This window comes from Saccharibacillus alkalitolerans (assembly GCF_011090185.1).
GTDB classification, from domain to species: Bacteria; Bacillota; Bacilli; order Paenibacillales; family Paenibacillaceae; genus Saccharibacillus; species Saccharibacillus alkalitolerans.
On the sequence record NZ_JAAFGS010000002.1, the window covers coordinates 13,645 to 39,136 of the forward strand.

A 25,492-nucleotide genomic window follows, 5' to 3' on the forward strand; every position below is an offset into this window, starting at 1 on the left:
TTCTATACCTCAAAATACCTTGATTTATCGGTGTTGTAACACAAGCTTGCTTGAAATCGGGTATTTTTTACTCGGCGGAGAGAAAAGCGGCTGTCTGCAATTCCTTGCTCAGTATTCCTTTTCCTGCTTGATTCTGCAATATACCGCATAGAACTGGACCAGCAGGTAAGCGATGACAAACGGAAGGATGACTTCGAACGATACGCCCATCAGGGCAAACGCCAGCAGCAGAGCGGCGAAGATATACGTCATCGCGTCGAAGCCTTTGGCTTTGGCGCGCTCGGACAGCATGACGTTCCGTTCATCCCTGCGCTCGATTTCCAGGTTCTTCGCCTGTTCCGGGTGCTTGCGCAGGATCAGTGCGTTCAGCAGCTCGCCTGCTCCCTGTCCGAACAAGCCGCAGCCCAATCCGACGCACACATACGGCAGCGCTCTCAGCACGCCGTCGGGCCGGTCCAGTCCTTTGACCAAATAAATCCCCACGGCAAACAGCAAGATCCCGGCAGCTGCCGGCACGCTTCCTTTGATCGTTCTCATCCCTGCTCCTCCTCGTAAATAAAAATGTCTTCGATCTTCATTCCGAAATAACGGGCAATCTTGAACGCCAACAGAATGGACGGATTATAACGGCCGTTCTCGAGCGAACCGATCGTCTGCCTCGACACTTCAAGCGCGGCCGCCAGTTCTTCCTGCTTGATGCCCCGCTCTTTGCGAATCTCTTCCAGCCGGTTTCGCACGCTTTAGCTCCTTCCATGTAAAGTATGCTTTCCATTCTTAAGGTAAAACAATCTCGGAAAAATGGAAAGCAAACTTTCCGTGAACGCGAGGTTTGAGATGAACGCCCCGCCGTAGTCCCAGGCTTCGCCTGCTCCGTGCTTGCGCTTCGTTAAAGCCAGACGGCCCGCGTAATAGTCGCCCGCATATTCCGCTGCGCTACGATCATGACGGCAGGGTCTTAGCCCTGCAAAACCGGTCGATAAAAAGAGAAAATTTTTCACTATTTATCGCGGTGAAGTATTTACTTGCCGACCACTTCCGCCGATAATATGCGCATACAGCACACACACCACGATAAAGGGGAAGGTACGTAGATGTTTATCGCACTTAAAAAGAAAGTCAGCGCTTTGCTTGTAACGGCATTGATGATCACTTCGACGTCTGCCGTTTATGCAAACGAAAGTTCCGCCCCTTCGGACGACACGCCGACTCTTGCTGCCGCGAAGGTCACGCTGGCCAGCACGCGCAGTCTGGCAGCTCCGGGAGAGCCGGTTACGTTTATGGCAACCGTAAGAGGATCTTCCGGCATGCCCACAGGCACCGTGACTTTGAAAGAAGGAGATCGCGAGTTGGGCAGCGCCAAGCTGGGGACGGATGTTACCCGCGCAAGCGAAGTCTTCATCGTGGCTCCGAGCTTCGAAGCCGGCGAGCATCAGATTACGGCCGAATACGGCGGTGACGATAAGTTTGCCGCGAACGTTTCCGATTCTGTTACCCAAACCGTAGCGGAGAATCCGGATGCGGTTCCCGCGACCGTCTCGACGGAGCTCACGGTCAACAGCTACCGCAACCCTTCCAAATTCGGAGAAACTTTGAATTTCGATATTAGATTGAATCTGCCTCGAAGCGGCGACCCTTCGGGAAGCGTTATTCTCATGGACGGAGATAAGGAATTGGCCAGACTCGCCATGTGGCCGAACGGCATTTCCAACGGCGACGCATCCGCTCGGTTCACGACAAGCGATCTGACTGTCGGCGAGCATCCGCTTACGGCCAAATACTTCGGAGACAGCCGATACGGCATAGCCGATCTGATATCCGAACCGATGATCCAAGTCGTCACCGGCGATTCCGCAGGCGGTGGTACGGGAGGCGGCACAGGCGGCAGTCCGACTCCGGGTGTTCCGTCGTACGATCCGCCTTACTATGAACCTTATAACCCGCCATATGTTCCGCCGGTCGCTCCGACTCCGGTTCCTACTCCTGCTCCGGCTCCTGCTCCAACTCCGGCGCCGGTCCCAACGCCTGCTCCGGAGCAGCCGAGCACGGTCGAAACGCCGGCAGACGGTCAAAACCCCGACGACATTTTCAGAAGCCGTGTCGTCAGCGCGGACAGCAACGTCATTGCCGGCGTAGAAAACAGAACCGCGGACATTCTCGCCAAAGGCAGTGCCTTCGCATCCGTATCTTACGGAGACGTGGCTCAGCACTGGGCTTTTCCTTCCATCGAGAAACTGACCAAGCTTGGCGTTATTAACGGCTATCCGAACGGAGGATTCGAGCCGAACGGGCAAATCACCCGCGCCGAATTCGCAGCCATGATCGAACGCGGATTCGTCGGCATGGCTTCGCGCCAAGTTACGATCGACGAAGCGGACTTTGCGAAATTCAGCGATATTAACGGTCACTGGTCCACGAATAACCTGAAGAAACTCGTGGCGGTCGGCGTGCTGACCGGTTACGCGGACGGCACGATTCGTCCCGAACAGACCATTTCCCGCCAGGAAATGGCGCTTATGATTACGCGGGTCTTGAACGCGAACATCCTGAGCGTCGACACGTCCAAAGTTCAATTCAATGACCTGAACGGTGTTTATGCCGCCGATGTCATCAAGAAGACGACGGCGCTCGGCATCTTCGAGGGCAAAGCCGCAGGCACTTTCGATCCGAACAGCGGAACGACTCGCGCCGAAGCGATCGAAACGATCATCAAGACTTACAGCCTGAGCCCGTCGATCAGAGCGGCGCTCGAGAAGCTGAACTAATTCAACCGATTCTATCATAGGTAAAAGCCGCTAGCGGATATTACGCTGGCGGCTTTTTCATGAGATCCTGTCTGCATATCCGATGGTCCGTGTCGATAAAACCCGGTCTTGTACACGGAACTCGTCGGATTTTGCGATAAAAAAGAAAAAGGCTCCCGAGGGAGCCTTTTAATATTGTTAAATCAAGGTTCTGGGCGAACCGATTACATCATGCCGCCCATACCGCCCATGCCGCCCATATCCGGGCCTGCAGGCGCTGCCGGTTCCGGCTTGTCGGCGATGACCGCTTCGGTCGTCAGGAACATGGCTGCTACGGAAGCCGCGTTTTGCAGAGCCGAACGCGTCACTTTCGCAGGGTCTACGATGCCCGCTTCGAACATGTTGACCCATTGGCCGGAAGCCGCGTTGTAGCCGATGCCGACTTCTTCTTTTTTGAGGCGTTCCACGATAACCGAACCTTCTTCGCCGGCGTTGGCCGCGATCGTGCGGATCGGCTCTTCCAGAGCGCGCAGGACGATGTTCACGCCCGTTTTTTCGTCGCCGTCCACTTCTACGGCCGCTACCGCGTTGTAGACGTTAACCAGCGCCGTACCGCCGCCGGATACGATACCTTCTTCGACGGCCGCGCGAGTCGCGTTCAGCGCGTCTTCGATGCGCAGTTTGCGTTCTTTCAGTTCCGTTTCCGTTGCCGCGCCGACTTTGACAACCGCTACGCCGCCGGCCAGTTTAGCCAGACGCTCCTGCAGTTTTTCCTTGTCGAATTCGGAAGTCGTTTCTTCCAGCTGCGAACGGATTTGGTTGACGCGAGCGTCGATGTCGCCCTTGTCGCCGGAGCCGTCCACGATCGTCGTATTTTCTTTCGTTACGCGAACTTGACGAGCCGTACCCAGCTGATCCAGCGTCGCCGCTTTCAGTTCCAGGCCGAGTTTCTCGGTGATGACTTGTCCGCCCGTCAGAGCGGCGATATCCTGCAGCATCGCTTCGCGGCGGTCGCCGAAGCCAGGAGCTTTGACGGCAACGGCGTTGAACGTTCCGCGCAGTTTGTTCAGGACGAGCATCGGCAGCGCTTCGCCTTCGACGTCTTCGGCGATGATGACCAGAGCGCGTCCCTGCTGAACGATTTTCTCGAGCAGCGGCAGAATGTCCTGCGTCGTGCTGATTTTCTTGTCGGTGATCAGGATGTAAGGGTTGTCGAGAACCGCTTCCATCTTGTCCGTATCCGTAATCATGTAAGGGGAGATGTAGCCGCGGTCGAACTGCATGCCTTCCACGACTTCCATTTCCGTCGCGAATCCGCGGGATTCTTCGACGGTGATCACGCCGTCTTTGCCCACTTTTTCCATCGCTTCCGCGATCAGTTGGCCCACTTCTTCGTCAGCCGCGGAGATTGCCGCAACTTGAGCGATGGACTGTTTGCCTTCGATCGGCTTCGCGATTTTTTGCAGTTCGAGCACGGCCGCTTTGACGGCTTTGTCGATGCCTTTGCGAACGACCATCGGGTTCGCGCCGGCCGTAACGTTTTTCAGGCCTTCGCGGATCATCGCTTGAGCCAGAACGGTAGCGGTCGTCGTGCCGTCGCCGGCTACGTCGTTCGTTTTCGTCGCGACTTCTTTAACGAGCTGGGCGCCCATATTTTCGAAAGCGTCTTCCAGTTCGATTTCTTTTGCGATCGTCACGCCGTCGTTCGTGATCAGCGGGCTGCCGAATTTTTTCTCCAGCACCACGTTGCGTCCTTTTGGTCCGAGCGTTACTTTTACCGCGTTAGCCAGTGCGTCGACGCCGCGAAGCATCGAACGGCGTGCTTCTTCGCTGAACAGAATGTCTTTAGCCATTATCGAATAACCTCCCTGGTATGGTGAATGATCGGGTTCTGCCTCAATCTAAAAAACGGTTATGTGTAAGGATGACACTTAAGCCAGAACGGCGTGGATGTCGCTTTCTTTCATAATCAGGTATTCTTTGCCTTCGTATTTCACTTCGGTTCCGGCATATTTGGAGAACAGGACGCGGTCGCCTTCCTTGACTTCAAGCGGAGTGCGGACACCGTCTTTCAGAGTACCGCTGCCTACGGCAACGACTTTGCCTTCCTGCGGTTTCTCCTTCGAAGCATCCGGAAGCACGATGCCGAACGAAGTCGTCTCCTCCTGCTGGATCGGTTCTACGAGTACGCGTTCACCCAACGGTTTGATCATGAAAAATAGCCTCCTTGTAAAATTGGAATTAAGTAAAGGATGATGCTTCATCGTTAGCACTCGACAACGTCTAGTGCTAACAGCCAAGTCTTATATTACTAGCCTCCGAGAAAAATTTCAAGTCCCCTCTCACAAAAAAAGACACCCCTGCCATTCAGGGTCGTCTTTCTTATTCGGCCTTTCGCCGGGAACGGGGCGGGGCGCCTCCGGACCCGGCAGGGCGGTTTGAACGGCCGGTCGTATGAAGGCTGCAAGGAATGCGGACGACCGGCGCCTCCGCCTTACTGCCGATATTGTCCCGTTACCATCAGAAGCGCTTCCGGCAGCTGGTCCATAACGGCCGCCAGATTCTCGTGCACGCCCTTCGGCGTTCCCGGAAGATTGACGATCAGCGATCTTCCGCGAATGCCGCAGATGCCCCGGAACAGCATGGCCGCCCTGTTTTTCTGCATGACGGTCATGCGCATCGCTTCCGCCATGCCCGGCACTTCCCGCTCGATGATTCTTTTTGTCGCTTCCGGCGTTACGTCGCGGTTGGCCAGCTCCGTACCGCCGGTCGTCAGCACCAAATCCGCCTGAAAATAATCGGTCATTTCGATCAGCGCCGCCACGATCTCGTCCGACTCGTCGGGCACGATCCGATATTCGATAATTTCGCCGCCTATTTCTTCCTCCACCAGCTCCCGGATCACCTGCGCGCTCGTATCCTCCCGCTCGCCTCGTGCTCCCTTATCGCTGGCCGTCAAGATTGCCACTTTCCACAGCATGAGGTCACCTCTTCTCATCCATCGCTCTTCTTGCTCCCGGCCTTGGAAGCCTTTTGCTTCCGCGCAAAGCCGTGCGGTTCTTCCCGCCTGTGCTGCGCGTTCATTCGTGGCAATCGTCCGCCGCTTCCGCGATCGGCCGTCCCTGTCAGATCTATATCGCCTCAAGAGGCCTGTTCGGCCTGCTTTACGCCCGTCCCGTCGTATTCGTCATGTCGTCCGGCACGATCAGAAGCTCCACCCGGAAATCGTGCGGTTCCATCGGCACTTCGCCGACCGCCTGCTCGTCAAAAGCAAGCGCCCACAGGCCCGGCTTCGCCCGGACCGCTTCGAACCTCTGCATCATCCGGTCGTAAAAGCCGCCTCCGTAGCCGATCCGTCCGCCTTTTCGGTCGAACGCCAGCCCGGGCACCAGAACGACGTCGATCTCCCCGAGCCGGGACTCGGGCCATTCCGCAAGCCCCTCCTTGGGTTCCGGGATTCCCCAGGTTCCCGGCACTTCGTCTTCCGCGCTTTCCATCCTCAGAAGACGCATCCGTCGGGTTTGCTTTTCGATCCGCGGCGCCAGCACGACGTCTCCTCGCCGGCGGCATTCCGCCAGCAAGGGCCGCACGTCCAACTCCCCGCGAAAAGGCAGATAGCCGAGCAGAACCAGCGGTCCGCCTTTGCGTTCGCGCAGCGTCGCGAGCCGCTCCGCCGCCATTGCGCAGACGGCGTTCGCAGCTTCCTCGCGCAGCGATCCGGGCAGCTCCGCTCTCACCCGCTCCATGCGGCGCCGCAGCTCCGCCTTATCCGCCAAAGGTTCGATGCCGTTCCCCTCCCGAATTCTCTGCTGTTCTCTTTTTTGTTCTCACATGCTCAAGTTTATCATTGTTTTGCGCAAATAACCACCGCCCGGGGCCCCTGCCGGACCCGCCGGCGGTTTTTTCTTCGGAAACGCTCTCCGGGCGCGGCCGGCATTTCTTGAACGCGTTTGCGCCCGAAGGCGGTTCTGCGCCGCGGCGCGGCCGGCGTCCTGCAAGACTTCTTTGGTTTTTCGTCTCTATTAATGTAAAATAAAATCACAAAAGACCATTTCACAAGCACGGAGGACTCGGAAACATGCTGCTGCAAGCAACGGGAATCACGAAAAGATACGGCGTCCAGAGCATTCTGGAAGGCATTACGTTCCAAATCCTGGAGCGCGAACGGATCGGCCTCGTCGGCGTAAACGGCGCGGGCAAATCGACGCTGCTCAAGATTTTGGCCGGAGAGATGACGCACGACGAAGGACAGATTTTCAAAAACAAAGAAACGACGATCGGCTATCTGGCCCAGAACAGCGGGCTGCAGTCGGACCGCACCATCCAGGAGGAAATGCTGGACGTGTTCGCGGACTTGATCGAAGCCGAAAAGGAAATCCGCGAAATGGAACTGCAGATTACCCAAGGCGCCTCGCATTCCGAAAGCGACAAAGCCTACCAGGATCTGCTGAACCGTTACGCGATGCGTTCCGATTGGTTCCGCGATCACGGCGGCTACGAGATCGGCACCAAAATCCGCAGCGTGCTGCACGGAATGGGCTTCGGCGACTTCGCTCCGGAAACGGTCGTGTCGACGCTCAGCGGCGGACAGCGGACCCGGTTGGCGCTGGCGAAAATGCTGCTTCAGGCACCGGACCTGCTCATGCTGGACGAACCGACGAACCACTTGGATATCGAGACGCTGACCTGGCTCGAAGATTATTTGCGCGGCTATGAAGGCGGCCTGCTGATCGTCTCCCACGACCGCTACTTCCTCGACAAGACGGTAACGGCGATCGTGGAGATCGAACGCCACAGGGCGCGCCGCTACACGGGCAACTACAGCCGCTATACGGAGCTGAAGGCCGCGGAATACGAGGCCGATCTGAAGCAGTACGAGAAGCAGCAGGGCGAAATCGCGAAAATGGAAGCGTTCATTCAGCAGAACATCGTCCGCGCCTCCACCACCAAACGGGCCCAAAGCCGGCGCAAAGCGCTGGAGAAAATGGACAGGCTCGACCGGCCGGCCGGCGACCTGAAGCGGGCGAACTTCTCGTTCCAGGCCGCGTACACTTCGGGCAAAGACGTGCTGCAGGTGGAAGGCCTATCCGCCTCCTACGACGGCAAAGATCCGCTGTTCCGGGAAGCTTCGTTCGCGCTCAGCCGCGGCGAGACGGTCGCGCTGATCGGTCCCAACGGCGTCGGCAAGTCCACGATGCTCAAGGCGCTGATCGGACGCCTTAAGCCCGACCGCGGCCGGATTACTTGGGGCGCCAAAGTGCAGATCGGCTATTACGATCAGGAACAGGACACGCTGAACCCGCAGAATACCGTGTTGGAAGAACTGTGGAGCACGTATCCGCACATGGAAGAAGCCCGTATCCGCACGGTTCTCGGCAGCTTCCTGTTCAGCGGCGAAGACGTCCTGAAAAGAATTTCGGCGCTCAGCGGCGGGGAAAAAGCGCGGGTATCCCTGGCCAAGCTGATGCTGCTCGAAGCGAACACGCTGGTGCTCGACGAACCGACCAACCATCTGGATCTGTACAGCAAGGAAGTGCTCGAATCGGCGCTGATCGATTTCGAAGGCACGCTGCTGTTCATTTCCCACGACCGTTATTTCCTGAACAAAATGGCGGAGCGGGTCGTCGAGCTGAGCCCGGACGGCATCACCAATTATCTGGGCAACTACGACGACTATGTGGAAAAAAAGCAGGAGCTTGCAGAAATTGCGCGCGAAGCTGCGCTGACCGGCGCAAACAAGCAGAAATCCGCAGCCGCCGCTCAGGCGCCTTCGGCCGAAGAATCCAAGAGCGCCCCGACTTCGTTCGAGGAGAGCAAACAGGCAAAACGCGAAGAGCGAAGCCGCCAGCGCCGCCTGGAACAGTTGGAGACGGTGATCGCCGAGCTCGAGAGCGCCGTCGCCGCCCTTGAACTGGAGTTGACGCTTCCGGAAATTTACGAAGATTACATGGCGATTCAGGAACGGCAGACGGCCATCGATGCCAACAAAACGCAGCTGGCGGAAGCTTACGATGAATGGGAGTCGCTGGCTGCGGAATAATTTTTTTGTCAAGCGGCATTTTTATCTATCCCTTTTATCCACCGGCTTATCCACATTTTTAAGAGGCAGCTCGCTTACTTACCGGCCTTCCAGGCCGGTTTTTTGCTTTTTAAATCGGCTCTTCTGCTTTGAAACCAATTTTATCCACTTTGTTATGCACATTATCCACAGATTTATAGGATTCCACATGAAAAACATATCCCCTTTTGCAGAGAAAAGAAAGCAGCCGTCTGGCGCGGGATGGAAGCGTTTATTCACAACTCAAAGGGGATATGTGGATAAGATTATTCAGGGATTGACAAGCGAGAGTAAAACGTGCGTTAAAAGAGTTTCGCAGCCGCGTACTTTTTTACCCGCATTTTACACGATGGAAAGAGACGGCGCGTACGCACAAAAGAGCCTCTCCCGATCGGGAGAGGCTCTCGGATATTTCGAATTGTCGGCCGCTTGGGCCGCCTGCCGAAGGCCGGTTCAGCGAGCGCCCGACGCCCCGACCGACCAGCCTTCCAGCGACATGCCCGGCTCGCCTTTGATGTACAGGTCGCTGACTTCGCCGTGAATCCACTTGACATGGGCGGCTGCGCCGATCATCGCGGCGTTGTCGGTGCAGTATTTCATCGGCGGAATCGCCAGCGTAATGCTTTCCGCCGCGCAGCGGGCCGCAAGCTCGCTCCGCAGCCCGCCGTTGGCGGCCACGCCGCCGCAGAGCAGCAGCTGCTTCGCCCCGAATTCGTGCACGGCGCGGATCGCTTTGCCGACCAGCACTTCGACGACGGATTCCTGGAATCCTCGCGCGATGCCTCCCGCGTCGACCTCTTCGCCTTTCATTCGGCTCTGGTTGACCAGATTCAGCACCGCGGACTTCAGTCCGCTGAGGCTGAAATCGTACGAGCCTTCTTCCAGCCATACCCGCGGCAGCGGAACGGCCGATTCGGCCGCCTGAGCCGCCCGATCGACGTGGGGACCGCCCGGATACGGATATCCCAGCGCGCGGGCGACCTTGTCGTACGCTTCGCCGACCGCGTCGTCTCGCGTCTGTCCCATAACTTCGAACCGTCCTTCGCTCTCCATCCGCACGATTTCCGTATGTCCGCCGGAGACGACCAGCGCAATCGCCGGATATTGAATTTCTTCGGTCAGCCGATTGGCGTAAATATGCCCCGCGATATGATGCGTGCCGATCAGCGGTTTGTCCAGCGCGAAGGCCAGCGCCTTCGCCGCCATGATGCCCACCAGCAGCGCGCCGACGAGTCCGGGGCCTTCCGTTACGGCGATCGCCGTCAGTTCTTCGGGAGCGACGCCCGATTCCGAGATCGCCTGCTCCATGAGCAGCGTGATGCATTCGACGTGCTGCCGCGACGCGACTTCCGGCACGACGCCTCCGAACGCTTTATGCGTCTCGATCTGGCTGGCGACCAGATTGACGAGCACTTCCCGGCCGTCCCTGACGATCGCGACCGACGTTTCGTCGCAGCTCGTTTCCACGGCCAAGATGCAGGTGCTTTTCCGGTTCGCGTCTTCCTTTTGTTGCTTGGGTGCCATGTTCATGCCCGTTACACGCTTCCTTCCGTATTTCCGGCCGCCTTCGGACGATCCTTGAGATCGACCACCATAATGACGGCATCTTCGTTGTTGTCGGAGTAATACCCTTTGCGGATCCCGACTTCGCGGAATCCCATTTTCGTATACAGATTCCGGGCGACGCCGTTGCTGACGCGCACTTCCAGCGTCGCGCGTTCAAGCCCCAGCGCCTTCGCCGTATCCAACAGTTCGTTCAGCAGGCGTTCGCCCAGTTTGCGCCCGCGGTAGGCGGTGCGCACGGCTATATTCGTAATATGCGCTTCGTCGATGACCGTCCACATGCCGGCATAGCCGGCCGGCTTCCCGCCCACTTCCATGATGAGATAACGGGCAAAATGGTTCAGCGTCATCTCGCTGCGAAACGCCTGTTCCGTCCACGGCAGCGAAAACGACTCGTGTTCGATGATCATCACGTCCGGGATATCTTCGAGCCGCATGGCGCGAAAAGATACGGACGGATTGCCCGAAGACTGTGCCGGTTCGGTTTCTCGGTGCTGCATCCGGTGCGGCCCCCTTTTCTGCAAGATTGGATATCCGGTGTCTTCCCGCGATACTGCGCGCGCCCGCACGACGCCGCGCAGTTCGCTTCTTCCCCATTATGCCCCGCTTACGGCCTGCGCAGCAAATTCGCTTCCGCTTCGGTGACCTGAGTGTAGTTCGGCAGCAGCGCATGCGCGTCGGACGTCTCGCCGGCGGCCAGCTTGAGCCGGCCGATCCGGCCGATCCAGCGCCCTTCCGCCGGGCAGTCCCGCAGCAGGACCTGTTCTGTCCGCAGTCCGGCCAGTTCAGCGAGTCCCCGAACCGTTTCGGCATGCTTTTCGGTCTCGCCGGTGAACAGCACGTATTCCGGCCGCTCGCTCTCCGGCAGTTTCTTCAGGCGATCCGCGATTCGCGCCGTCCAATCATCGACCATCAGAATCGCATCGTCGGCCAGCCTTTTCAACCGCGCAGCGTTCTCCGTGCCGCCGTTCGGCGCGTTCCCTTCGGCCGCATCGCCGCCGCTCGCGGGAAGCTCCGGCGTCCCGAACAGCGCGGTATACGCCTGCCCGCGCCGGGCGTCGACCAGCGGCACGATCCACCCCCGGCCCTGCGGAGAGGCGGCTTCCCGTCCCGAAGCCGCCTGGGCTTCCAGACTCGATACCGCCGCTATCGGCAGCTTCAGCGCCCAAGCCAGCGTCTTCGCGGACGTGACGGCGATACGAACGCCGGTATACGAGCCGGGACCGATGCCGACGGCGATGCCGGCCAGTTCCCTTTTATCCGTTCCCGACTCGCGCAGCGCACGTTCGATCTCCGGCAGCAGATTGACGGAATGATTGCGCTCGGCCGGATTGCAGCTTTCGTACAAAACTCCGTTCTCGTCCAGTACGGCTACGGCCTGCGCCGCGCTCGACGTGTCCAGCGCCAAAATCCGGCCCTCCGGCCGGTTATGCTTTTCCATTTTCGAATTCCCCATTCTTGTTCGTTTCTTCCGCTGCCGCGTTCTCTGCCCCGGGCGGACGTGCCGGCTCCGGCAGCGATTCGACCCACTTCGTATACGGCGCGCCCACGCCTTCGCAGCGGATCAGGCGGCTTTCTCCGCCCGCATGCTCGATCCGCAGATTCAGCCGGCACTCCGGCAGCAGGTCGGGAATCAGCACGGCCCATTCGACCAGCGATACGCCGCTTCCTTCGAAATACTCGTCCAACCCCAGATCTTCCGCTTCGTCCTGCGTGATCCGGTAGACGTCCATATGGTAGAGAGGCAGTCTGCCTTCGTATTCCTTGATCAGCGTAAACGTCGGGCTGTTCACTACGCCCCGGACGCCGAGCGCGGCGGCAAAGCCCTGCGAAAACTTCGTTTTGCCCGCGCCCAGGTCTCCGTCAAGCGCGATGACGGTTCCCGGCTGCGCCAGCTTGGCGAAATAGGCGGCCAATTCGGCCGTATCGGCTTCGCCGCGAGAGATCCATTCCCTGCGGATTGTTTCGTATGCGTGCACGCTTCGTTCCACCTTCGCTTCCCCTTCGGCACGGGCTTCAAAAAAACCGGCCGTTTCGTTGATCTCTTCATTATAACGCAAATGATTCGCCGCGGGCACTCCCGCTTTCCTCCCCGCCCGAATAAAAACGTCCTGCGCCGCCGAAGCGGGCAGGACAGATTTATTTTCGATCCGATACGGCCGCTCCGATGCGCGCAGCGGCTTTCGGGTATCGGGAAAACCGCCGCGCCTTAAGCCGCCACGTCCCTTTTTCGGAATACCCAGAACGCAAGCCCCAAGAAAACGGCGTAATAGACGGCCAGCACGGCCAGCGAGAATCCAAGCGACATGACGCCGTGCTGCCCGGTCGCCGAGTTGATATACTGGGTCAGATCGAGATTGGCGAACAGCAGATAGCGGCCGATCGCGTATTTGGCGGGATCGACGAGCAGCGTGATGACATTTCCCATAAACAGCAGGATAATCGTCAGGGCAACCGCCAGCGAATTGCTTCGGAAGACCGCCGAAAACATGAACGCCATCGTCATATAGATAAGGCTCTCGACGATTCCGTACAGCAAAGACCACCAGAAGTAAGCGCTCATGCTCCCGGAAATTTGGGCCAGCAAGTCGTCCGAAGCGGAGCCCGTCCCGAACAAGATCGCCGACGCCAGCAGCCCGAGTCCGGTAAACAGCGTAAAAAGGCCCAGCATGAACAGCACCAGCGACAAATATTTGGCCAGCAGCACCTTGCTCCGGCTCCACGGCCGGATCAGCAGCAGCTTGATCGTTCCCCTGGCGAATTCGCCGGCCACCGAGTCGGCCGCTACGGCGATCGCGAATACCGTCGGCAGAAACTTGAAGAGCAGCAGGGTATTCATGACGCTCCACAGCCCGATTTCGTCGCTGACGAAGTACATCAGGACAGGCATCAGGAGCGCCGTCAGCGCAATAATGCCCAGCATGATCCAAGTCCGCACCCGCGCGTAAATTTTTACGTTTTCGTTATGAACCAATCCGAAAAAGTTAGACAATATGCCCGCCTCCCGTCATCTCCAGGAATTGATCCTCCAGCGAACGGGTAAGCATTCGGATGCCGTATACGGCGATGCCGGCCTGTACCAGGCGTCTATTGGCTTCCGCGATCCCTTCCCGGTTCGTTTTTACGATCAGTCGGCTTTCGCGAATCTCTCCCGCCCCGTCGCCGAACAGCCGCAGCGCTTCTTCCGGCCGATCCACCTCGAACGCGACTTCCACCGCCGCTTCGAGATCCGTTTCGCCGTGCAGTTCGCGCACGTCGATCAGCCGGCCCGCCTGAATGATCGCGACCGTATCGCACATGAGCTCCATTTCGCTCAGCAGGTGGCTCGACACGAACACGGTCGTCCCTTCCAGGCGCGTCAGCTCCCGCAAATAATCGCGCAGCTCTCGAATTCCCTGCGGATCTAGACCGTTGGTCGGCTCGTCGAGGATCAGCAGCTTCGGCCGATGCAGAATCGCCTGCGCGACGCCGAGCCGCTGACGCATGCCGAGCGAATATGTAGATACTTTGTCGCGAATGCGATGCTCCAACCCCATAAACCGCACGACTTCGTCGATTCGTTCTTTGGGCACGTCGGCCCGCATGCGGGCGTACTGCTGCAAATTCCGGTAGCCGCTCAGGAATCCGTACATCTCGGGGTTTTCCACGATCGCCCCGACCTGCGAAATCGCCTGCTCGAACTCCCGGGTGATGCTGCGGCCGCAGACGAGAATATCTCCCGCGCTCGGCGCCATCAGCCCCGTCATCATGCGGATAGTCGTCGTTTTGCCCGAACCGTTCGGTCCGAGGAAGCCGAACACCTGCCCCGGCGGCACGTCGAGCGTCAAGCCTTCGATGATCGTTTTGCGGCCGATCCGTTTGACGACATTGTTGAAGCGAACGACAGGTTCGCCGACAATGCCGCTTGTTTCGTTCAAATGAGGCATCTTGTCGCTTATGATTTCCATATCGGATGTGCTCCTCCTTTTATTCGATTTGTTTCTTCGCCTCCGCTTCCGTTTGCACCGCTCCCTTTCCCCGAAAAAAGCCCCCGCCTTACCAATGTAACATAGCTCTGCGGTTTCATTCGATCGTTTCCGCAAAAAAAGCCTACCCGCTTCTCTTGGGGAGAAAGGGGTAGGCCTGCTGATTCAGCATTTTTGCGAAATGCATGCTATTCGGAAAAGAAACTCGTCCCTTAACCGCCGGTACGCGCCAGCTCGCGCATATTGGCTTCGAAAGCGGCCAGCAGCGCGGCATCTCCGCTCAGGCCGCTGGATTCCGCTTTTTCGATCTGTTCCAGCATCCGCTTGTAGTCCTTCGGAATGACGCGGACGAAGCGGCCCGACGTCTGTTCCCAGCCGTCGAGGATCAGCTTGGCCACGCCGCTGCCGGTCAGCTCGGCGTGACGCTCGATCATGCCGCGAACTTCGTCCTTCTCGGCTTCGTTCTCGAGCGGCTCGAGCAGCACCATTTCCAGGTTGCAGCGGCTCACGAAGTCGCCCGCTCCGTCGTAGACGTAAGCGACGCCGCCGGACATGCCGGCCGCGAAGTTGCGGCCCGTCTCGCCGAGCACGACGACGCGTCCGCCGGTCATGTATTCGCAGCCGTGGTCGCCCGTGCCTTCGACGACGACCTTGACGCCGGAGTTGCGGACCGCGAAGCGTTCGCCGGCGATACCGCTGATATACGCTTCGCCGCCGGTCGCGCCGTAGAACGCCGTATTGCCGATGATGATGTTCTCCTCGGACTTGAACGTCGCTTTCGGGTCCGGCTTGACGATAATCCTGCCGCCGGACAGTCCCTTGCCGACATAGTCGTTGGAATCGCCGACCACTTCAAGCGTCATGCCTTTCGGCACGAACGCGCCGAAGCTCTGACCCGCGGAGCCGGTAAAATGCAGCTTGATCGTGTCTTCCGGCAGGCCTTCCGCGCCGTAGCGGCGCGTCACTTCGCTGCCGAGAATGGTGCCGGTCGCCCGGTCCACGTTCGTGATCTTGAACGACGCTTCGACCTTTTCGCCGCGCTCCAGCGCCGGAGCGGCCGCCGTCAGCAGTTCGCGCATATCGATCGTCTGCTCCAGCCCGTGGTTCTGGGTCTGCGCCCGGAACGGCTTGCTGCCGGCCGGAAGCTCCGGCGTGTGCAGCAGCGGCGTCAGGTCGAGGCCTTTCTTCTTCCAGTGATGCGAAGCGTCCACCGCGTCCAGGCAGTCGGTGCGGCCGACCATTTCCTGCACGCTGCGGAAGCCGAGCTGCGCCATGATCTCGCGCAGATCTTCCGCCACGAATCGCATGAAGTTCGCCACATGCTCCGGATCGCCCATGAAGTTCTTGCGCAGTTCCGGATTCTGCGTCGCGACGCCGACCGGACAAGTGTCCAGCTGGCACACTCTCATCATGATGCAGCCGACCGCCACGAGCGGCGCCGTGGAGAAGCCGTATTCTTCGGCGCCGAGCAGCGCGGCGACCGCAAGGTCGCGGCCCGACAGCATTTTGCCGTCCGTCTCCAGCACGACGCGGTCGCGCAGATTGTTCAGGATCAGCGTCTGGTGCGTCTCGGCCAGACCCAGCTCCCAAGGCATGCCCGCGTGACGGATCGAGCCCTGCGGAGACGCGCCCGTGCCGCCGTCGTAGCCGCTGACGAGAATGATGTCGGCGCGTCCTTTCGCGACGCCGGCCGCGATCGTGCCGACGCCCACTTCGGATACCAGTTTGACGTTGATGTCCGCGCGCGGGTTGGCGTTTTTCAGATCGTAGATCAGTTCCGCCAGGTCCTCGATCGAGTAGATGTCATGGTGCGGCGGAGGCGAGATGAGTCCGACGCCCGGCGTCGAACCGCGAACTTCCGCGACCCAAGGATACACCTTGCGGCCCGGCAGCTGTCCGCCTTCGCCCGGCTTGGCGCCCTGCGCCATCTTGATCTGAATCTCGTCGGCGTTGACCAGATAGTTCGACGTGACGCCGAAACGGCCCGACGCCACCTGCTTGATCGCGCTGCGGCGGGAATCGCCGTTGGCGTCAGGCACGAAGCGCGCCGGATCTTCGCCGCCCTCGCCCGTGTTGCTCTTGCCGCCGACGCGGTTCATGCCGATCGCCAGCGCTTCGTGCGCTTCCTTGCTGATCGAACCGAACGACATGGCGCCGGTCTTGAAGCGCTTCATGATGTTCTCGACCGGTTCCACTTCGTCCAGCGGCACCGGTTCGCCCGCCGGCTTGAGGTTCAGCAGCGCTCTCAGCGTCAGATGCTGCTTGGACTCGCCTTCGACGAGACGCGCGTACTTTTTATACGTTTCGTAATCGCCCGTACGCACCGCCTGCTGAAGCAGGTGAATGGTCTGCGGATTGAACAAATGCTCTTCGCCGTCGCTGCGCCACTGGTATTCGCCGCCGGAGTCCAGCACCTTGTCGATGCCTTCCTTGTCGGAGAACGCCCGGTTGTGCTGAAGCAGCGTATCGAACGCGATCTCTTCGAGGCCGATGCCGCCGATGCGGGACGGGGTCCACGTGAAGTAGCGGTCCACGAATTCGGACTTCAGGCCGACCGCTTCGAAGATCTGCGCGCCGCGGTACGACTGGATCGTGGAGATGCCCATCTTGGACAGGATTTTCACGACGCCCTTGGTCGTTCCCTTGATGTAGTTCTTGACGGCTTTCTCGTGCGTGATCCCTCTCAGCATGTTCTGCGCGATCATGTCCTTCAGCGTCTCGAACGCCAGATACGGGTTCACGGCGCTGATGCCGTAGCCGAGCAGGAGCGCGAAATGGTGCACGTCGCGCGGTTCGCCCGATTCGAGCAGCAGCGTGACCTTGGTCCGGCTGCCTTTGCGGATCAGATGGTGATGCATGGTCGAGACGGCCAGCAGCGCCGGGATGGCGGCATTGTCGCGGTCCACGCCCTTGTCGGACAGAATCAGGATATTATGCCCCTTCTCGATGACCCGGTCTGCGGCCGCGCACATCTCGTCCAGCGCATCCCGCAGTCCTTCCGCGCCTCGCGCGGCTTCGAAGAAGATCGGAATCGTCATCGCCCGGAAGCCCGGACGGTGACGGTGCACATGACGGATCTTGGCAAAATCTTCGTTGGACAGCACCGGCGTGTCGAGCGCGATCATGCGGCAGCTTTCCGGTTCCGGATGCAGCAGATTGCGCTCCGCGCCGATCGCCGTCGAAGCCGACGTGACGATCTCTTCGCGGATGGCGTCGATCGGCGGGTTCGTGACCTGCGCGAACATCTGCTTGAAGTAGTTGTACAGACGCTGCGGCTTGTCGGAGAGCACCGCGAGCGGCGCGTCGTAGCCCATCGAGCCCGTCGCTTCGATGCCGGTGGACGCCATCGGCTCCAGCACTTTGCGCAGCTCTTCGAACGTGTAGCCGAACGACAGCTGCAGCTGCGTGACGTTCTCGTGCTTCGGCGCCGGAGGTTCCTGCGCGTCCGGAAGCTCCTCCAGATTGATCATATGTTCGTCCAGCCATTGACGGTACGGCTGCTCCGAAGCGATCTGCTCTTTCACTTCCTCGTCGGAAATGATGCGGCCTTCCTTCGTGTCGATCAGCAGCATGCGTCCCGGACGCAGGCGGTCTTTGTACAATATGTTTTCCGGAGCCACGTCCAGTACGCCCGCTTCGGAGGAGAGAATAATCTCGTCGTCCTTCGTGACGTAGTAGCGCGCCGGGCGCAGGCCGTTGCGGTCGAGAATGGCGCCGATCTGCACGCCGTCCGTGAACGCCATCGCGGCCGGGCCGTCCCACGGCTCCATCAGACAGCTGTGATATTCGTAAAACGCTTTTTTCGTATCGTCCATCGTCTCGTGCTTGCTCCACGGCTCCGGCACCATCATCATCGCCACATGCGGCAGCGAGCGTCCGCTCAGGTACAGGAATTCGAACGTGTTGTCGAACATCGCCGTATCGGAGCCGTCCGGGTTGATGACCGGCTTTACCTTATCGAGGTCCGGGCCGAACACTTCGCTCTCGAACAGCGTCTGGCGCGCGTGCATCCAGTTGACGTTGCCGCGCATCGTATTGATCTCGCCGTTGTGGATCATGAAGCGGTACGGGTGCGCGCGGTCCCAGCTCGGGAACGTGTTCGTGCTGAAACGCGAGTGGATCAGCGCGATCGCCGAAGTCAGCTTCTCGTCGCGAAGATCCGGGTAAAATTGTCCGACCTGCGCGGTGGTCAGCATGCCCTTGTACACGATTTTCCGGCTCGACAAACTCGGGATGTAGAAGCTTTCCGCGCCTTCGCCTTCCGCGTAGCGGATAGACATTTCGGCCAGGCGGCGAATGACGTAGAGTTTGCGTTCAAAAGCCAGGTCGTCCGTTCCGTTCACTTCGCCGCGTCCGATGAAAATCTGGCGCACGCACGGCTTGGCCGCCTTGGCGGAATGGCCCAGCGTGCTGTCGTCGGTCGGCACGGTGCGGAATCCGAGCAGCTTCTGTCCTTCCGCCTGCACGATCTCGCCCAGCAGGTACTCGTGACGGGCGCGGATCTTGTCGTCCGTGGACAGGAACAGCATGCCGACGCCGTATTCGCCTTCGGCCGGCAGCGCGAAGCCGAGGTCCTGCGACGCGAAGAACCCGTGCGGAATCTGCAGCATGATGCCCGCTCCGTCGCCGGAGTTCGGTTCGGCCCCCTGGCCGCCGCGGTGCTCCATGTTTTCGAGCATGGTCAGTCCCCGGCTGACGATATCGTGCGCGGGCTTTCCTTTGATATTGGCGATAAAGCCCATGCCGCAGGCGTCTTTTTCGAACTGCGGATCGTATAGACCCTGTTTCGGAGGCAATCCAGTCATTTCATCAAACAACCTTTCTATAATGAAATTCGTTCATCCCGACAAAGAGATAAGGGTGCTCGCGCGTGGCACGCCACCGAAAAGCCGCAGATATAAGAGAACAGACTCCTTTTCGCACCCGGCGGGGGTTCCGCTGGGGTCAAAAAGCAGTCTTCCACATCCCGCGAAAAAGCGGGTTCGCAGTTGGATTTTAGTTCCCCCATTGTAACATTCAGCTTACACAGCATGCAATTTAAATCTTTTATCCGCCCGATAGAAAAAGTTTTCGCAGAGAAGCATTAGCGCATTGATGTACTGAAATGAGCAGCCATGCGCCCGCGGCGGCGTTCGGAGTGGACGGCATGATTTTGAGTCATTATACGACAAAATTTACGCTTTGCCTATGCCTGGGGCGATTTGTCCAAGCAATGATGCAAAATGTGCAAAATCCGACGCAAAACTTCCATGCAATCGGAGCGGGGGAACCTTTGAACGAAAATAGCGGAAGAAAAAGCAAAACCCTCTTCCCGCGCGGAGAAGAGGGTTGAACAGCGAAAAATCCGTGTCCGCCTATGGTATACGCCTTAACAATGTCGGCTATCTACTATTATATAGGACGCGACCCCGGCGCATGCGGCGGGCAGGCGCCGGGCTTCGAATCCGATCCCGCTTAAGCGTGCGCTCCTGCCGGAGCGGGATTGGCGCTCGTCTCCGGTTGACGCACGTCGCGCTCGCGCAGGAAGTAGAACAGGGTCAACAGCAGGAACGCGACGCCGATCGCCCCCATCAGAATCGTTTGATGCCAGACGACGTCGGCGGCTCCCGTCGAAATGGCGGCCTTGTAGCCGATTACGGTGTGGGTCATCGGCATCCAAGGATTGAATGCTTTCATCCAATTCGGGATCAATTCCAGCGGGAACGTGCCTGCGCTGGTCGTCAATTGGAAGATCAACAGCAGCAGCATCATGAACCGGCCCGGATTGTCGAGCCAGGTGACGAACGCCTGAATCATCATCGTAAACGAGAAGCTGGCCACCCACGTGAACAGGCAGAACAGCGGCACGCTCTGCACGTCCATCTTCAGCACGAACAGCGTCACGACGACCGCCAAAGCGGACTGCAGCAGGCTCATGCCGAAGAATGACAAGAAGCGGCTGACAAACCGGTTCCAGCCTGTCGTCTCGGCGACGGAAGAGCCGCGCAGCGGCACGACCAGCGTCGAGATCAGCGCGCCCACGAACAGGCCCAGCGACAGGAAGTACGGCGCGAAGCCCGTGCCGTAGTTCGGCACGTCATGATAGACGGTCTCGTTCAGTTCGACCGGGGCGGCGTACATCTGCGCGTTGGCGTCGCCTTTATTGACGTCGGCGGTCTCTGCCGCCGCCTCGCTCAGCTTGCTCTGCAGCTCGCCGGAACCGTCGGCCAATCGGCCGGCTCCGTCTTGGAGCTGTCCGGCGCCGTCTTCCAGCTTGCCCGCTCCGTCACGGAGCTTGACCGCTCCCGAAGCCAGCGTGTCGGTGCCCGCGCCGAGCTGCGCGGCGCCCGAAGCCAGCTCGCCCGCGCCGCTGCCGAGCTTGCCGGCCCCCGCGCTGAGCTGCCGCGCGCCGGAAGCCAGTTCGCCTGCGCCCGCGGACGCCTGGCCGAGCCCGGCTTCCAATTGAGCGCTGCCCGAGGCCAGTTGTCCCGCGCCGGCACTAAGCGTCCGACCGCCGGCCGCCGCTTCGTCCAGTTTGGCGCCGAACTGCTTCAGGCCTTCGCCGAGCTGCTTCTGTCCGGCAATCAGGCTGTCCGCTCCGGTTTGAAGCTTCGTGCCCCCCGCGGCAAGCTGCTCCGCGCCGCTCAGCATCTGCTGCTGCGCGCCGTCAAGCTTGGCCGCGCCTTCGCTCAGCTTGGCTTGGCCCGCGCTAAGTTCTCCGCTGCCGGCCGCGACCGCCTGGGCGGCTGCCAGCAGTTTTTGCGCGTCCGGACTCTGCGCCAGCTGCGGCGATGCCTGGAGCAGATGTTCCAGCCCGTCGGCTACGCCCTGCGCTCCCGCATTCAGCTGCTGGCTCGCCTGGCTCGAAGCGGCAAGTCCGTCTTTGAGCTGCGCGCTGCCGGCCGCGCTTTGTTTAAGCGCATCCCGCAGGCTGCCGACTCCGCCCGCCGCTTGTCCGATGCCGGCCTGCAGCTGCACCGCGCCTTCGGTCAGGCCGGCCGCTCCGGCTTCGATCTTGCCGTGCGCATCGGACAGCTGGCCGAGACCTCCCGCCAGCTTGCCGGCTCCGGTCTGCAGCGAACCCGCTCCGGTCTTCAGCTGCGCGGCGCCGTTTTGAAGCTTGCTCTGTCCGCTTTGCAGGCTGACCGCCCCGGCGGCCAGCTTGTCCAGATTCTCCTGCAGCGTCGCCGCTCCGTTTTGAAGCTGAAGCGTGCCGTTTTGAAGCTTGCCGGCTCCCTCTTTCAAAGCGACGGCACCGTCTCCGGCTTGAACCAGCCCATCCTTCAACTGCGAAGCGCCGTCTTTCAATTCACCGGCTCCACTGCCCAGGTCGCCGGCTCCGTCTTTCAGCTTGCCCGCTCCCTCGCCGGCATCACCGAATCCTTCCGAAATCGTGTCGAGTTTGGCGAACAGCTTTTCGGTATACGTTTTGGTGACCGCTTCGGATACTTTGCCTTTGATTTCCTTCATGGCCGTTTCGCCGATTTGGCCGGCCAGGAAGTTATACCCTTTGTTCGGCGAAAATTCGATCTCCGCCGTCTGCGGCTGCTTGTCCAGGACCGTCGTCGCTTTCCGCGAAAAGTCTGCCGGAACGGTGATCCGCATATAATACGTTTCGTCTTCCAGACCGCGGGCGGCGGTGTCCGCATCGACGAACTGCCAATCGAACGAACCGTCCTTTTTCAATTCGTCGATCAGATCCTGTCCCGCTTGCAGCGTCTCTCCGTCATACTGCGCTCCCTGATCGAGGTTGACGACCGCGACCGGAATTTCGTCCATTTTACCGTAAGGATCCCAGAATGCCGTCAGGAACAGCCCGCTGTACAGTACGGGAATGAACAGAACGACGACGATCGGAATCAGAATCTTCGGATTTTTCAAATGAGTCTTCAAATCGCTGAAAAATACGCCTAAAGATTTCAATTTGTTTCTCTCCCCGATTTCATTCTTTTTTTATCCAGCCTTTTTCGGACCGAATGACTAATTCGATCATTTAGTCATTTTAGAGCAAAAAAACGGCCCGCTTTTCAGCAGGCCCGTCGCCTTCGAATCCCGTTTCAGGGCGCGGCGGTAAAACCTTCCGTCAAAAAAGTGAACATGTGGCGCTTCAGTTCTTCCTTCGACATCGGCGGATGATGCATCTCCCACTCGCCGGTCAGCGCGATAAACAGCTTCAGCATGCCGAATGCGATCACCTCGGCGCTGCCTTCGCGGATCGCGCCCTTGTCCATCGATTCGCGGATGACGCGTTCGAGAAACTCCAGTACGACGCTCTCCACCTTGAATAGCGCGGCCTTCGCCTGGGGCGTGCCGATGTCCCGAAGTTCCTGCGACAGCTTCAGGAATAATTCATGCTCTTCGCGGAACTCCAGAATGGCATCGAGCGCCTGGTAGGCATTTTCGAAAAACGGGCGCTCCGCATGAATTTCCGCCTCCGCTTTGCGCCGCAGCTCCCGGATGGCGCCCAGCAGAATTTCGTCGAACAGCTCTTCCTTGTTTTCAAAAAAAGTATAGATGGTCCCTTTGCCCACGTTGGCAATCTTCGCAACCTGGTCCATCGTGGTCGCTTTGTACCCGAACAGCGAGAACGACTGGGCAGCCGCATGCAGCACCTGCTCGCGGCGGTCGACGACAGCCATACTCCCCCTCCTCTTTTTGTCTGTATTTTGACTAAAATTACAAAACGGTCATTCGGTCAATTTCAATTTATCATACCGTCCCGGGGATGGCAAGACATTTATCCGCCTTCCTTCGCCGGGTTTAAAAAAGGTCCTTCCCGCTGCTGCGGAAAGGACCGGCTGCCCGCGGACAAGCCGCAGCGTTCGGATGGAGAGACGTCATTCCGCGAATCCGCGCGATTTCTCGAACGAACCGCCCCGTTTCTTTTAGACTTCGACGCTTTCCCGGTTGTTCAACGCGATGCCTTCAATGCCGTCTTCCTTCAAACGCTCGCAGAACGATTCCGCGTCCTGCTCGATCGCCGGGAACGTATTATAATGCAGCGGCAGCACTTTCGGCGCTCCGACCCACTTGGCCGCGATCCGCGCGTCTTCGGGTCCCATCGTGAAAAAGTCGCCGATCGGCAGCGCCGCGATATCGATCTTGTTCAGTTCGCCGATGATCTTCATGTCGCCGAACAGCGCCGTGTCGCCGGCATGATACAGCGTCTTTCCGCCCATGGTCAGCAGAATGCCCGCCGGTTCGCCTCCGTAGATGACTTTGTCGTCCACCGTCAGCGAGGAGCTGTGGAACGCCAGCGTATACTTGACCTTAAAACCGTCGAATTGATGCGAGCCTCCGATGTTCATGCCGACCGTCTTCACGCCCTGTTCCATGCAGTAATTCGCAAGTTCCACGGGAGCGACCACGGGACAATCGTTGGCTTTGGCGATTCCGATCGTGTCGCCGAAATGGTCGTTGTGCGCGTGCGTCAGCAGCACGGCGTCCACCTTGATGTCGGCGGGTTTCACTCCGGAATTCGGATTGCCGGTCAGGAACGGATCGATGATGACGGACTTGCCCCCGCCTTCCACCAACAGCGCGGAGTGACCGAGATAGGTAATTTTCATAGACGAAATGCTCCCTTCGCGTTCGAATTGACCTGCTTGGAATTTCCCGCACCGCTGTATCCGAAATCGGACGCAGGGATGCCGTTATCCTCAGGGGATCAGGTATATACGATTTTCACTTCATCATTATAACGCGTGAAAAGTATGTATACCAAATTCGTATTCGCTTCGCCAGAGATGCCGGTTATTTAAAAAACGTATGATGCCCGATCTTTTTGACAGGCGTGCGCGTATTCGGAATCGTCATGTCCGTCGCCAGTTCCATGGACACGAAATAATACGTGTCGTCCGTCACTTCCTTGCGGCCGTTCAGCGCTTCGGCTGCGGCTTTAACGGAGTCTTCGGATGGCACGACGCGATCGAAACGGCCGTTCTGCACAGGGGAAAACTGATATCTTTGATAAATGACGTCGCGAATCGTATCCGGATAATTGGCAGACCGGAGCCGGTTCAGCACAACGTTGGCGACCGCTACTTTGCCCGCGTAAGGTTCGCCTTCCGCTTCCGCCATGACGATGCGTTCCAGCAAAAGAAGGTCTTCTTTGGACAGAGCGTAAGACCAGGTCGCTTGAGAAGCCTGATCCTGGCTGAGCAGCGCGGTCTGTGTGAAAAACAATTTTTTTGGGGGAGTATGGGATGTTGCCGCTTCCTTGACGATGGCCTGTCGAGCCGGAGCCGAATCTTCTTTTTTTCGATCGGCTTGTGCTGCGGATGCGGACTTTTGATTTTTTTGAGCGGAAACGGTCGTGGACGCAGCCGTTTGCTTGTCGCTCTTGTGCTGCTTGGAGACGTTCGAAGAAGTCTCGCTTTGAGCGGTTTTGGAAGAAGCTGTTGTTTTTGTTTCGGGATTTTTTTTGATCACGGTTTTGGCTTTGACGGCCGGCTGGCGCTCTTCCTGCTGCTTGTCCGCCGAAGAGATTTGCTGCGTCTCTTCCTGCTGCGTCCAAGCGGCGGTCCTTGCTATGAATTCGGGATGAAGCACTTCATCGAAAACGACGTCGGTCAGTTCGCAGGCCCCCATGCCGGCGCTTGCCGATTCCGCGTAAGACGGACGAACGCCGTTCGAAGCCCACACGGTTCCTGCACAAATGAAAATCAAGATCACACCGACAAGCAGCACGACCCAACGATTATTTTTGAGTTGTTCCATATTATCCTCCTAGCTCTCGGCATACTCCCTTCCTATGTAACCGTTCCAATGCGATTTGAATCCGCATTTTGCCGAAAGCATGTTCGCTTTTTTTGGTAATACTCATACAAGGAAGGGTCGATCTAAAAAATGCACAAACGCTATTATATCGCAAAACGCGATTTTTTTCACCTTTTTTCATAAACGTTCTCTTTGCTCCCCCTTTTTCAAGCGTGTTCAAACGCGCGAATCTTCGACTTTTTCATCCTGAAAAATCGGCAGTTTTGCCTCAACCGCGCGGTTTTCCGCTATGATCGTTCTTTATTGTGCACACCTTGCAAAAATTTCGGGCAGCAAGTCGGCCGGCCCGTCTCCTTTCGGTATTTTTCTGGAATTTTTATCCACGTATACTCGCGCGTCTTACGGAATTTTTCGGCCGATTTTTCAGCCTCGCTTGTATACTTTGGATTTATTTGTAACGTAATTTT

Annotated in this window: 19 protein-coding genes; 2 read left to right on the forward strand and 17 right to left on the reverse strand. The window is 58.7% G+C overall.

Going from position 1 to position 25,492, the window contains the following annotated elements; translation table 11 throughout:
* Positions 1-108 precede the first annotated feature (108 nt).
* Both GYN08_RS05770 and GYN08_RS05775 read right to left on the reverse strand, forming a co-directional pair.
* On the reverse strand, positions 109-537 hold the full coding sequence (locus GYN08_RS05770; protein WP_166273158.1) for a DUF6442 family protein: 429 nt from the start codon (positions 535-537) through the stop codon (positions 109-111).
* Positions 534-737: a helix-turn-helix transcriptional regulator gene (locus GYN08_RS05775; protein WP_166273159.1), complete on the reverse strand. Its 204-nt coding sequence runs from the start codon at positions 735-737 to the stop codon at positions 534-536. The genes GYN08_RS05770 and GYN08_RS05775 overlap by 4 nt, the downstream gene beginning before the upstream one ends.
* 354 nt (positions 738-1,091) lie before the next feature.
* Between GYN08_RS05775 and GYN08_RS05780 the strand changes: the two genes are divergently transcribed.
* Positions 1,092-2,762 carry an S-layer homology domain-containing protein gene (locus tag GYN08_RS05780; RefSeq protein ID WP_166273160.1) on the forward strand — a complete coding sequence of 557 codons (1,671 nt, stop codon included), beginning with the start codon at positions 1,092-1,094 and terminating at the stop codon, positions 2,760-2,762.
* 203 nt (positions 2,763-2,965) lie between these two features.
* Here GYN08_RS05780 and groL read toward each other — a convergent pair whose 3' ends face one another.
* From groL to GYN08_RS05800, 4 genes are all read right to left on the reverse strand, one after another.
* Positions 2,966-4,594 carry a chaperonin GroEL gene (gene groL, locus GYN08_RS05785; RefSeq protein WP_166273161.1) on the reverse strand — a complete coding sequence of 543 codons (1,629 nt, stop codon included), beginning with the start codon at positions 4,592-4,594 and terminating at the stop codon, positions 2,966-2,968.
* Between the two features lie 78 nt (positions 4,595-4,672).
* Positions 4,673-4,954, reverse strand: a complete 282-nt coding sequence (gene groES, locus GYN08_RS05790) for a co-chaperone GroES (protein ID WP_166273162.1) — start codon at positions 4,952-4,954, stop codon at positions 4,673-4,675.
* A gap of 281 nt (positions 4,955-5,235) precedes the next feature.
* Entirely contained in the window at positions 5,236-5,721 is a 486-nt protein-coding gene (locus GYN08_RS05795; protein WP_166273788.1) for a MogA/MoaB family molybdenum cofactor biosynthesis protein, read from the reverse strand.
* 184 nt (positions 5,722-5,905) lie between these two features.
* The gene (locus tag GYN08_RS05800; RefSeq protein ID WP_166273163.1) at positions 5,906-6,517 is read right to left on the reverse strand and encodes a 5-formyltetrahydrofolate cyclo-ligase; all 612 of its coding nucleotides are present in this window, start codon (positions 6,515-6,517) and stop codon (positions 5,906-5,908) included.
* Between the two features lie 302 nt (positions 6,518-6,819).
* Here GYN08_RS05800 and GYN08_RS05805 point away from each other — a divergent pair, with 302 nt between their 5' ends.
* Positions 6,820-8,781 (forward strand): ABC-F family ATP-binding cassette domain-containing protein, encoded by a 1,962-nt coding sequence (locus GYN08_RS05805; protein WP_166273164.1) that lies wholly within the window; start codon positions 6,820-6,822, stop codon positions 8,779-8,781.
* A 471-nt stretch (positions 8,782-9,252) separates the two neighbouring features.
* On the opposite strand, the gene tsaD is transcribed toward GYN08_RS05805, so the two are convergent.
* The 11 genes from tsaD to GYN08_RS05860 form a co-directional block, all read right to left on the reverse strand.
* Positions 9,253-10,329, reverse strand: coding sequence for a tRNA (adenosine(37)-N6)-threonylcarbamoyltransferase complex transferase subunit TsaD (gene tsaD / locus GYN08_RS05810; protein ID WP_166273165.1), 1,077 nt, complete (start codon positions 10,327-10,329; stop codon positions 9,253-9,255).
* Between the two features lie 5 nt (positions 10,330-10,334).
* Entirely contained in the window at positions 10,335-10,862 is a 528-nt protein-coding gene (gene rimI, locus GYN08_RS05815) for a ribosomal protein S18-alanine N-acetyltransferase (protein WP_166273166.1), read from the reverse strand.
* 107 nt (positions 10,863-10,969) lie between these two features.
* Complete coding sequence (gene tsaB / locus GYN08_RS05820; protein WP_166273167.1) at positions 10,970-11,803, reverse strand: tRNA (adenosine(37)-N6)-threonylcarbamoyltransferase complex dimerization subunit type 1 TsaB; 834 nt, start codon at positions 11,801-11,803, stop codon at positions 10,970-10,972.
* The gene (gene tsaE / locus GYN08_RS05825; RefSeq protein ID WP_166273789.1) at positions 11,790-12,323 is read right to left on the reverse strand and encodes a tRNA (adenosine(37)-N6)-threonylcarbamoyltransferase complex ATPase subunit type 1 TsaE; all 534 of its coding nucleotides are present in this window, start codon (positions 12,321-12,323) and stop codon (positions 11,790-11,792) included. The genes tsaB and tsaE overlap by 14 nt, the downstream gene beginning before the upstream one ends.
* Before the next feature lie 248 nt (positions 12,324-12,571).
* Positions 12,572-13,354, reverse strand: a complete 783-nt coding sequence (locus GYN08_RS05830) for an ABC transporter permease (protein WP_166273168.1) — start codon at positions 13,352-13,354, stop codon at positions 12,572-12,574.
* On the reverse strand, positions 13,347-14,309 hold the full coding sequence (locus GYN08_RS05835) for an ABC transporter ATP-binding protein (RefSeq protein ID WP_206023634.1): 963 nt from the start codon (positions 14,307-14,309) through the stop codon (positions 13,347-13,349). The genes GYN08_RS05830 and GYN08_RS05835 overlap by 8 nt, the downstream gene beginning before the upstream one ends.
* Before the next feature lie 230 nt (positions 14,310-14,539).
* Positions 14,540-19,132, reverse strand: a complete 4,593-nt coding sequence (gene gltB / locus GYN08_RS05840; protein ID WP_166273169.1) for a glutamate synthase large subunit — start codon at positions 19,130-19,132, stop codon at positions 14,540-14,542.
* Positions 19,133-19,781: 649 nt separating this feature from the next.
* On the reverse strand, positions 19,782-22,229 hold the full coding sequence (locus GYN08_RS05845; protein ID WP_166273170.1) for a YhgE/Pip domain-containing protein: 2,448 nt from the start codon (positions 22,227-22,229) through the stop codon (positions 19,782-19,784).
* Positions 22,230-22,363: 134 nt separating this feature from the next.
* Positions 22,364-22,945: a TetR/AcrR family transcriptional regulator gene (locus tag GYN08_RS05850; RefSeq protein ID WP_166273171.1), complete on the reverse strand. Its 582-nt coding sequence runs from the start codon at positions 22,943-22,945 to the stop codon at positions 22,364-22,366.
* Between the two features lie 246 nt (positions 22,946-23,191).
* The gene (locus tag GYN08_RS05855; RefSeq protein ID WP_166273172.1) at positions 23,192-23,875 is read right to left on the reverse strand and encodes a metal-dependent hydrolase; all 684 of its coding nucleotides are present in this window, start codon (positions 23,873-23,875) and stop codon (positions 23,192-23,194) included.
* A gap of 184 nt (positions 23,876-24,059) precedes the next feature.
* The gene (locus GYN08_RS05860; protein ID WP_235945934.1) at positions 24,060-25,025 is read right to left on the reverse strand and encodes a cell wall hydrolase; all 966 of its coding nucleotides are present in this window, start codon (positions 25,023-25,025) and stop codon (positions 24,060-24,062) included.
* Positions 25,026-25,492: the final 467 nt, after the last annotated feature.

Bases quoted from the DNA above. Each gene is read 5' to 3' on its own strand.
- GYN08_RS05770 (WP_166273158.1), bottom strand. From the start codon at position 537: ATGAGAACGATCAAAGGAAGCGTGCCGGCAGCTGCCGGGATCTTGCTG.
- GYN08_RS05780 (WP_166273160.1), top strand. From the start codon at position 1,092: ATGTTTATCGCACTTAAAAAGAAAGTCAGCGCTTTGCTTGTAACGGCA.
- groL (WP_166273161.1), bottom strand. From the start codon at position 4,594: ATGGCTAAAGACATTCTGTTCAGCGAAGAAGCACGCCGTTCGATGCTT.
- groES (WP_166273162.1), bottom strand. From the start codon at position 4,954: ATGATCAAACCGTTGGGTGAACGCGTACTCGTAGAACCGATCCAGCAG.
- GYN08_RS05795 (WP_166273788.1), bottom strand. From the start codon at position 5,721: ATGCTGTGGAAAGTGGCAATCTTGACGGCCAGCGATAAGGGAGCACGA.
- GYN08_RS05805 (WP_166273164.1), top strand. From the start codon at position 6,820: ATGCTGCTGCAAGCAACGGGAATCACGAAAAGATACGGCGTCCAGAGC.
- tsaD (WP_166273165.1), bottom strand. From the start codon at position 10,329: ATGAACATGGCACCCAAGCAACAAAAGGAAGACGCGAACCGGAAAAGC.
- rimI (WP_166273166.1), bottom strand. From the start codon at position 10,862: ATGCAGCACCGAGAAACCGAACCGGCACAGTCTTCGGGCAATCCGTCC.
- tsaB (WP_166273167.1), bottom strand. From the start codon at position 11,803: ATGGAAAAGCATAACCGGCCGGAGGGCCGGATTTTGGCGCTGGACACG.
- GYN08_RS05835 (WP_206023634.1), bottom strand. From the start codon at position 14,309: ATGGAAATCATAAGCGACAAGATGCCTCATTTGAACGAAACAAGCGGC.
- gltB (WP_166273169.1), bottom strand. From the start codon at position 19,132: ATGACTGGATTGCCTCCGAAACAGGGTCTATACGATCCGCAGTTCGAA.
- GYN08_RS05850 (WP_166273171.1), bottom strand. From the start codon at position 22,945: ATGGCTGTCGTCGACCGCCGCGAGCAGGTGCTGCATGCGGCTGCCCAG.
- GYN08_RS05855 (WP_166273172.1), bottom strand. From the start codon at position 23,875: ATGAAAATTACCTATCTCGGTCACTCCGCGCTGTTGGTGGAAGGCGGG.
- GYN08_RS05860 (WP_235945934.1), bottom strand. From the start codon at position 25,025: ATGGAACAACTCAAAAATAATCGTTGGGTCGTGCTGCTTGTCGGTGTG.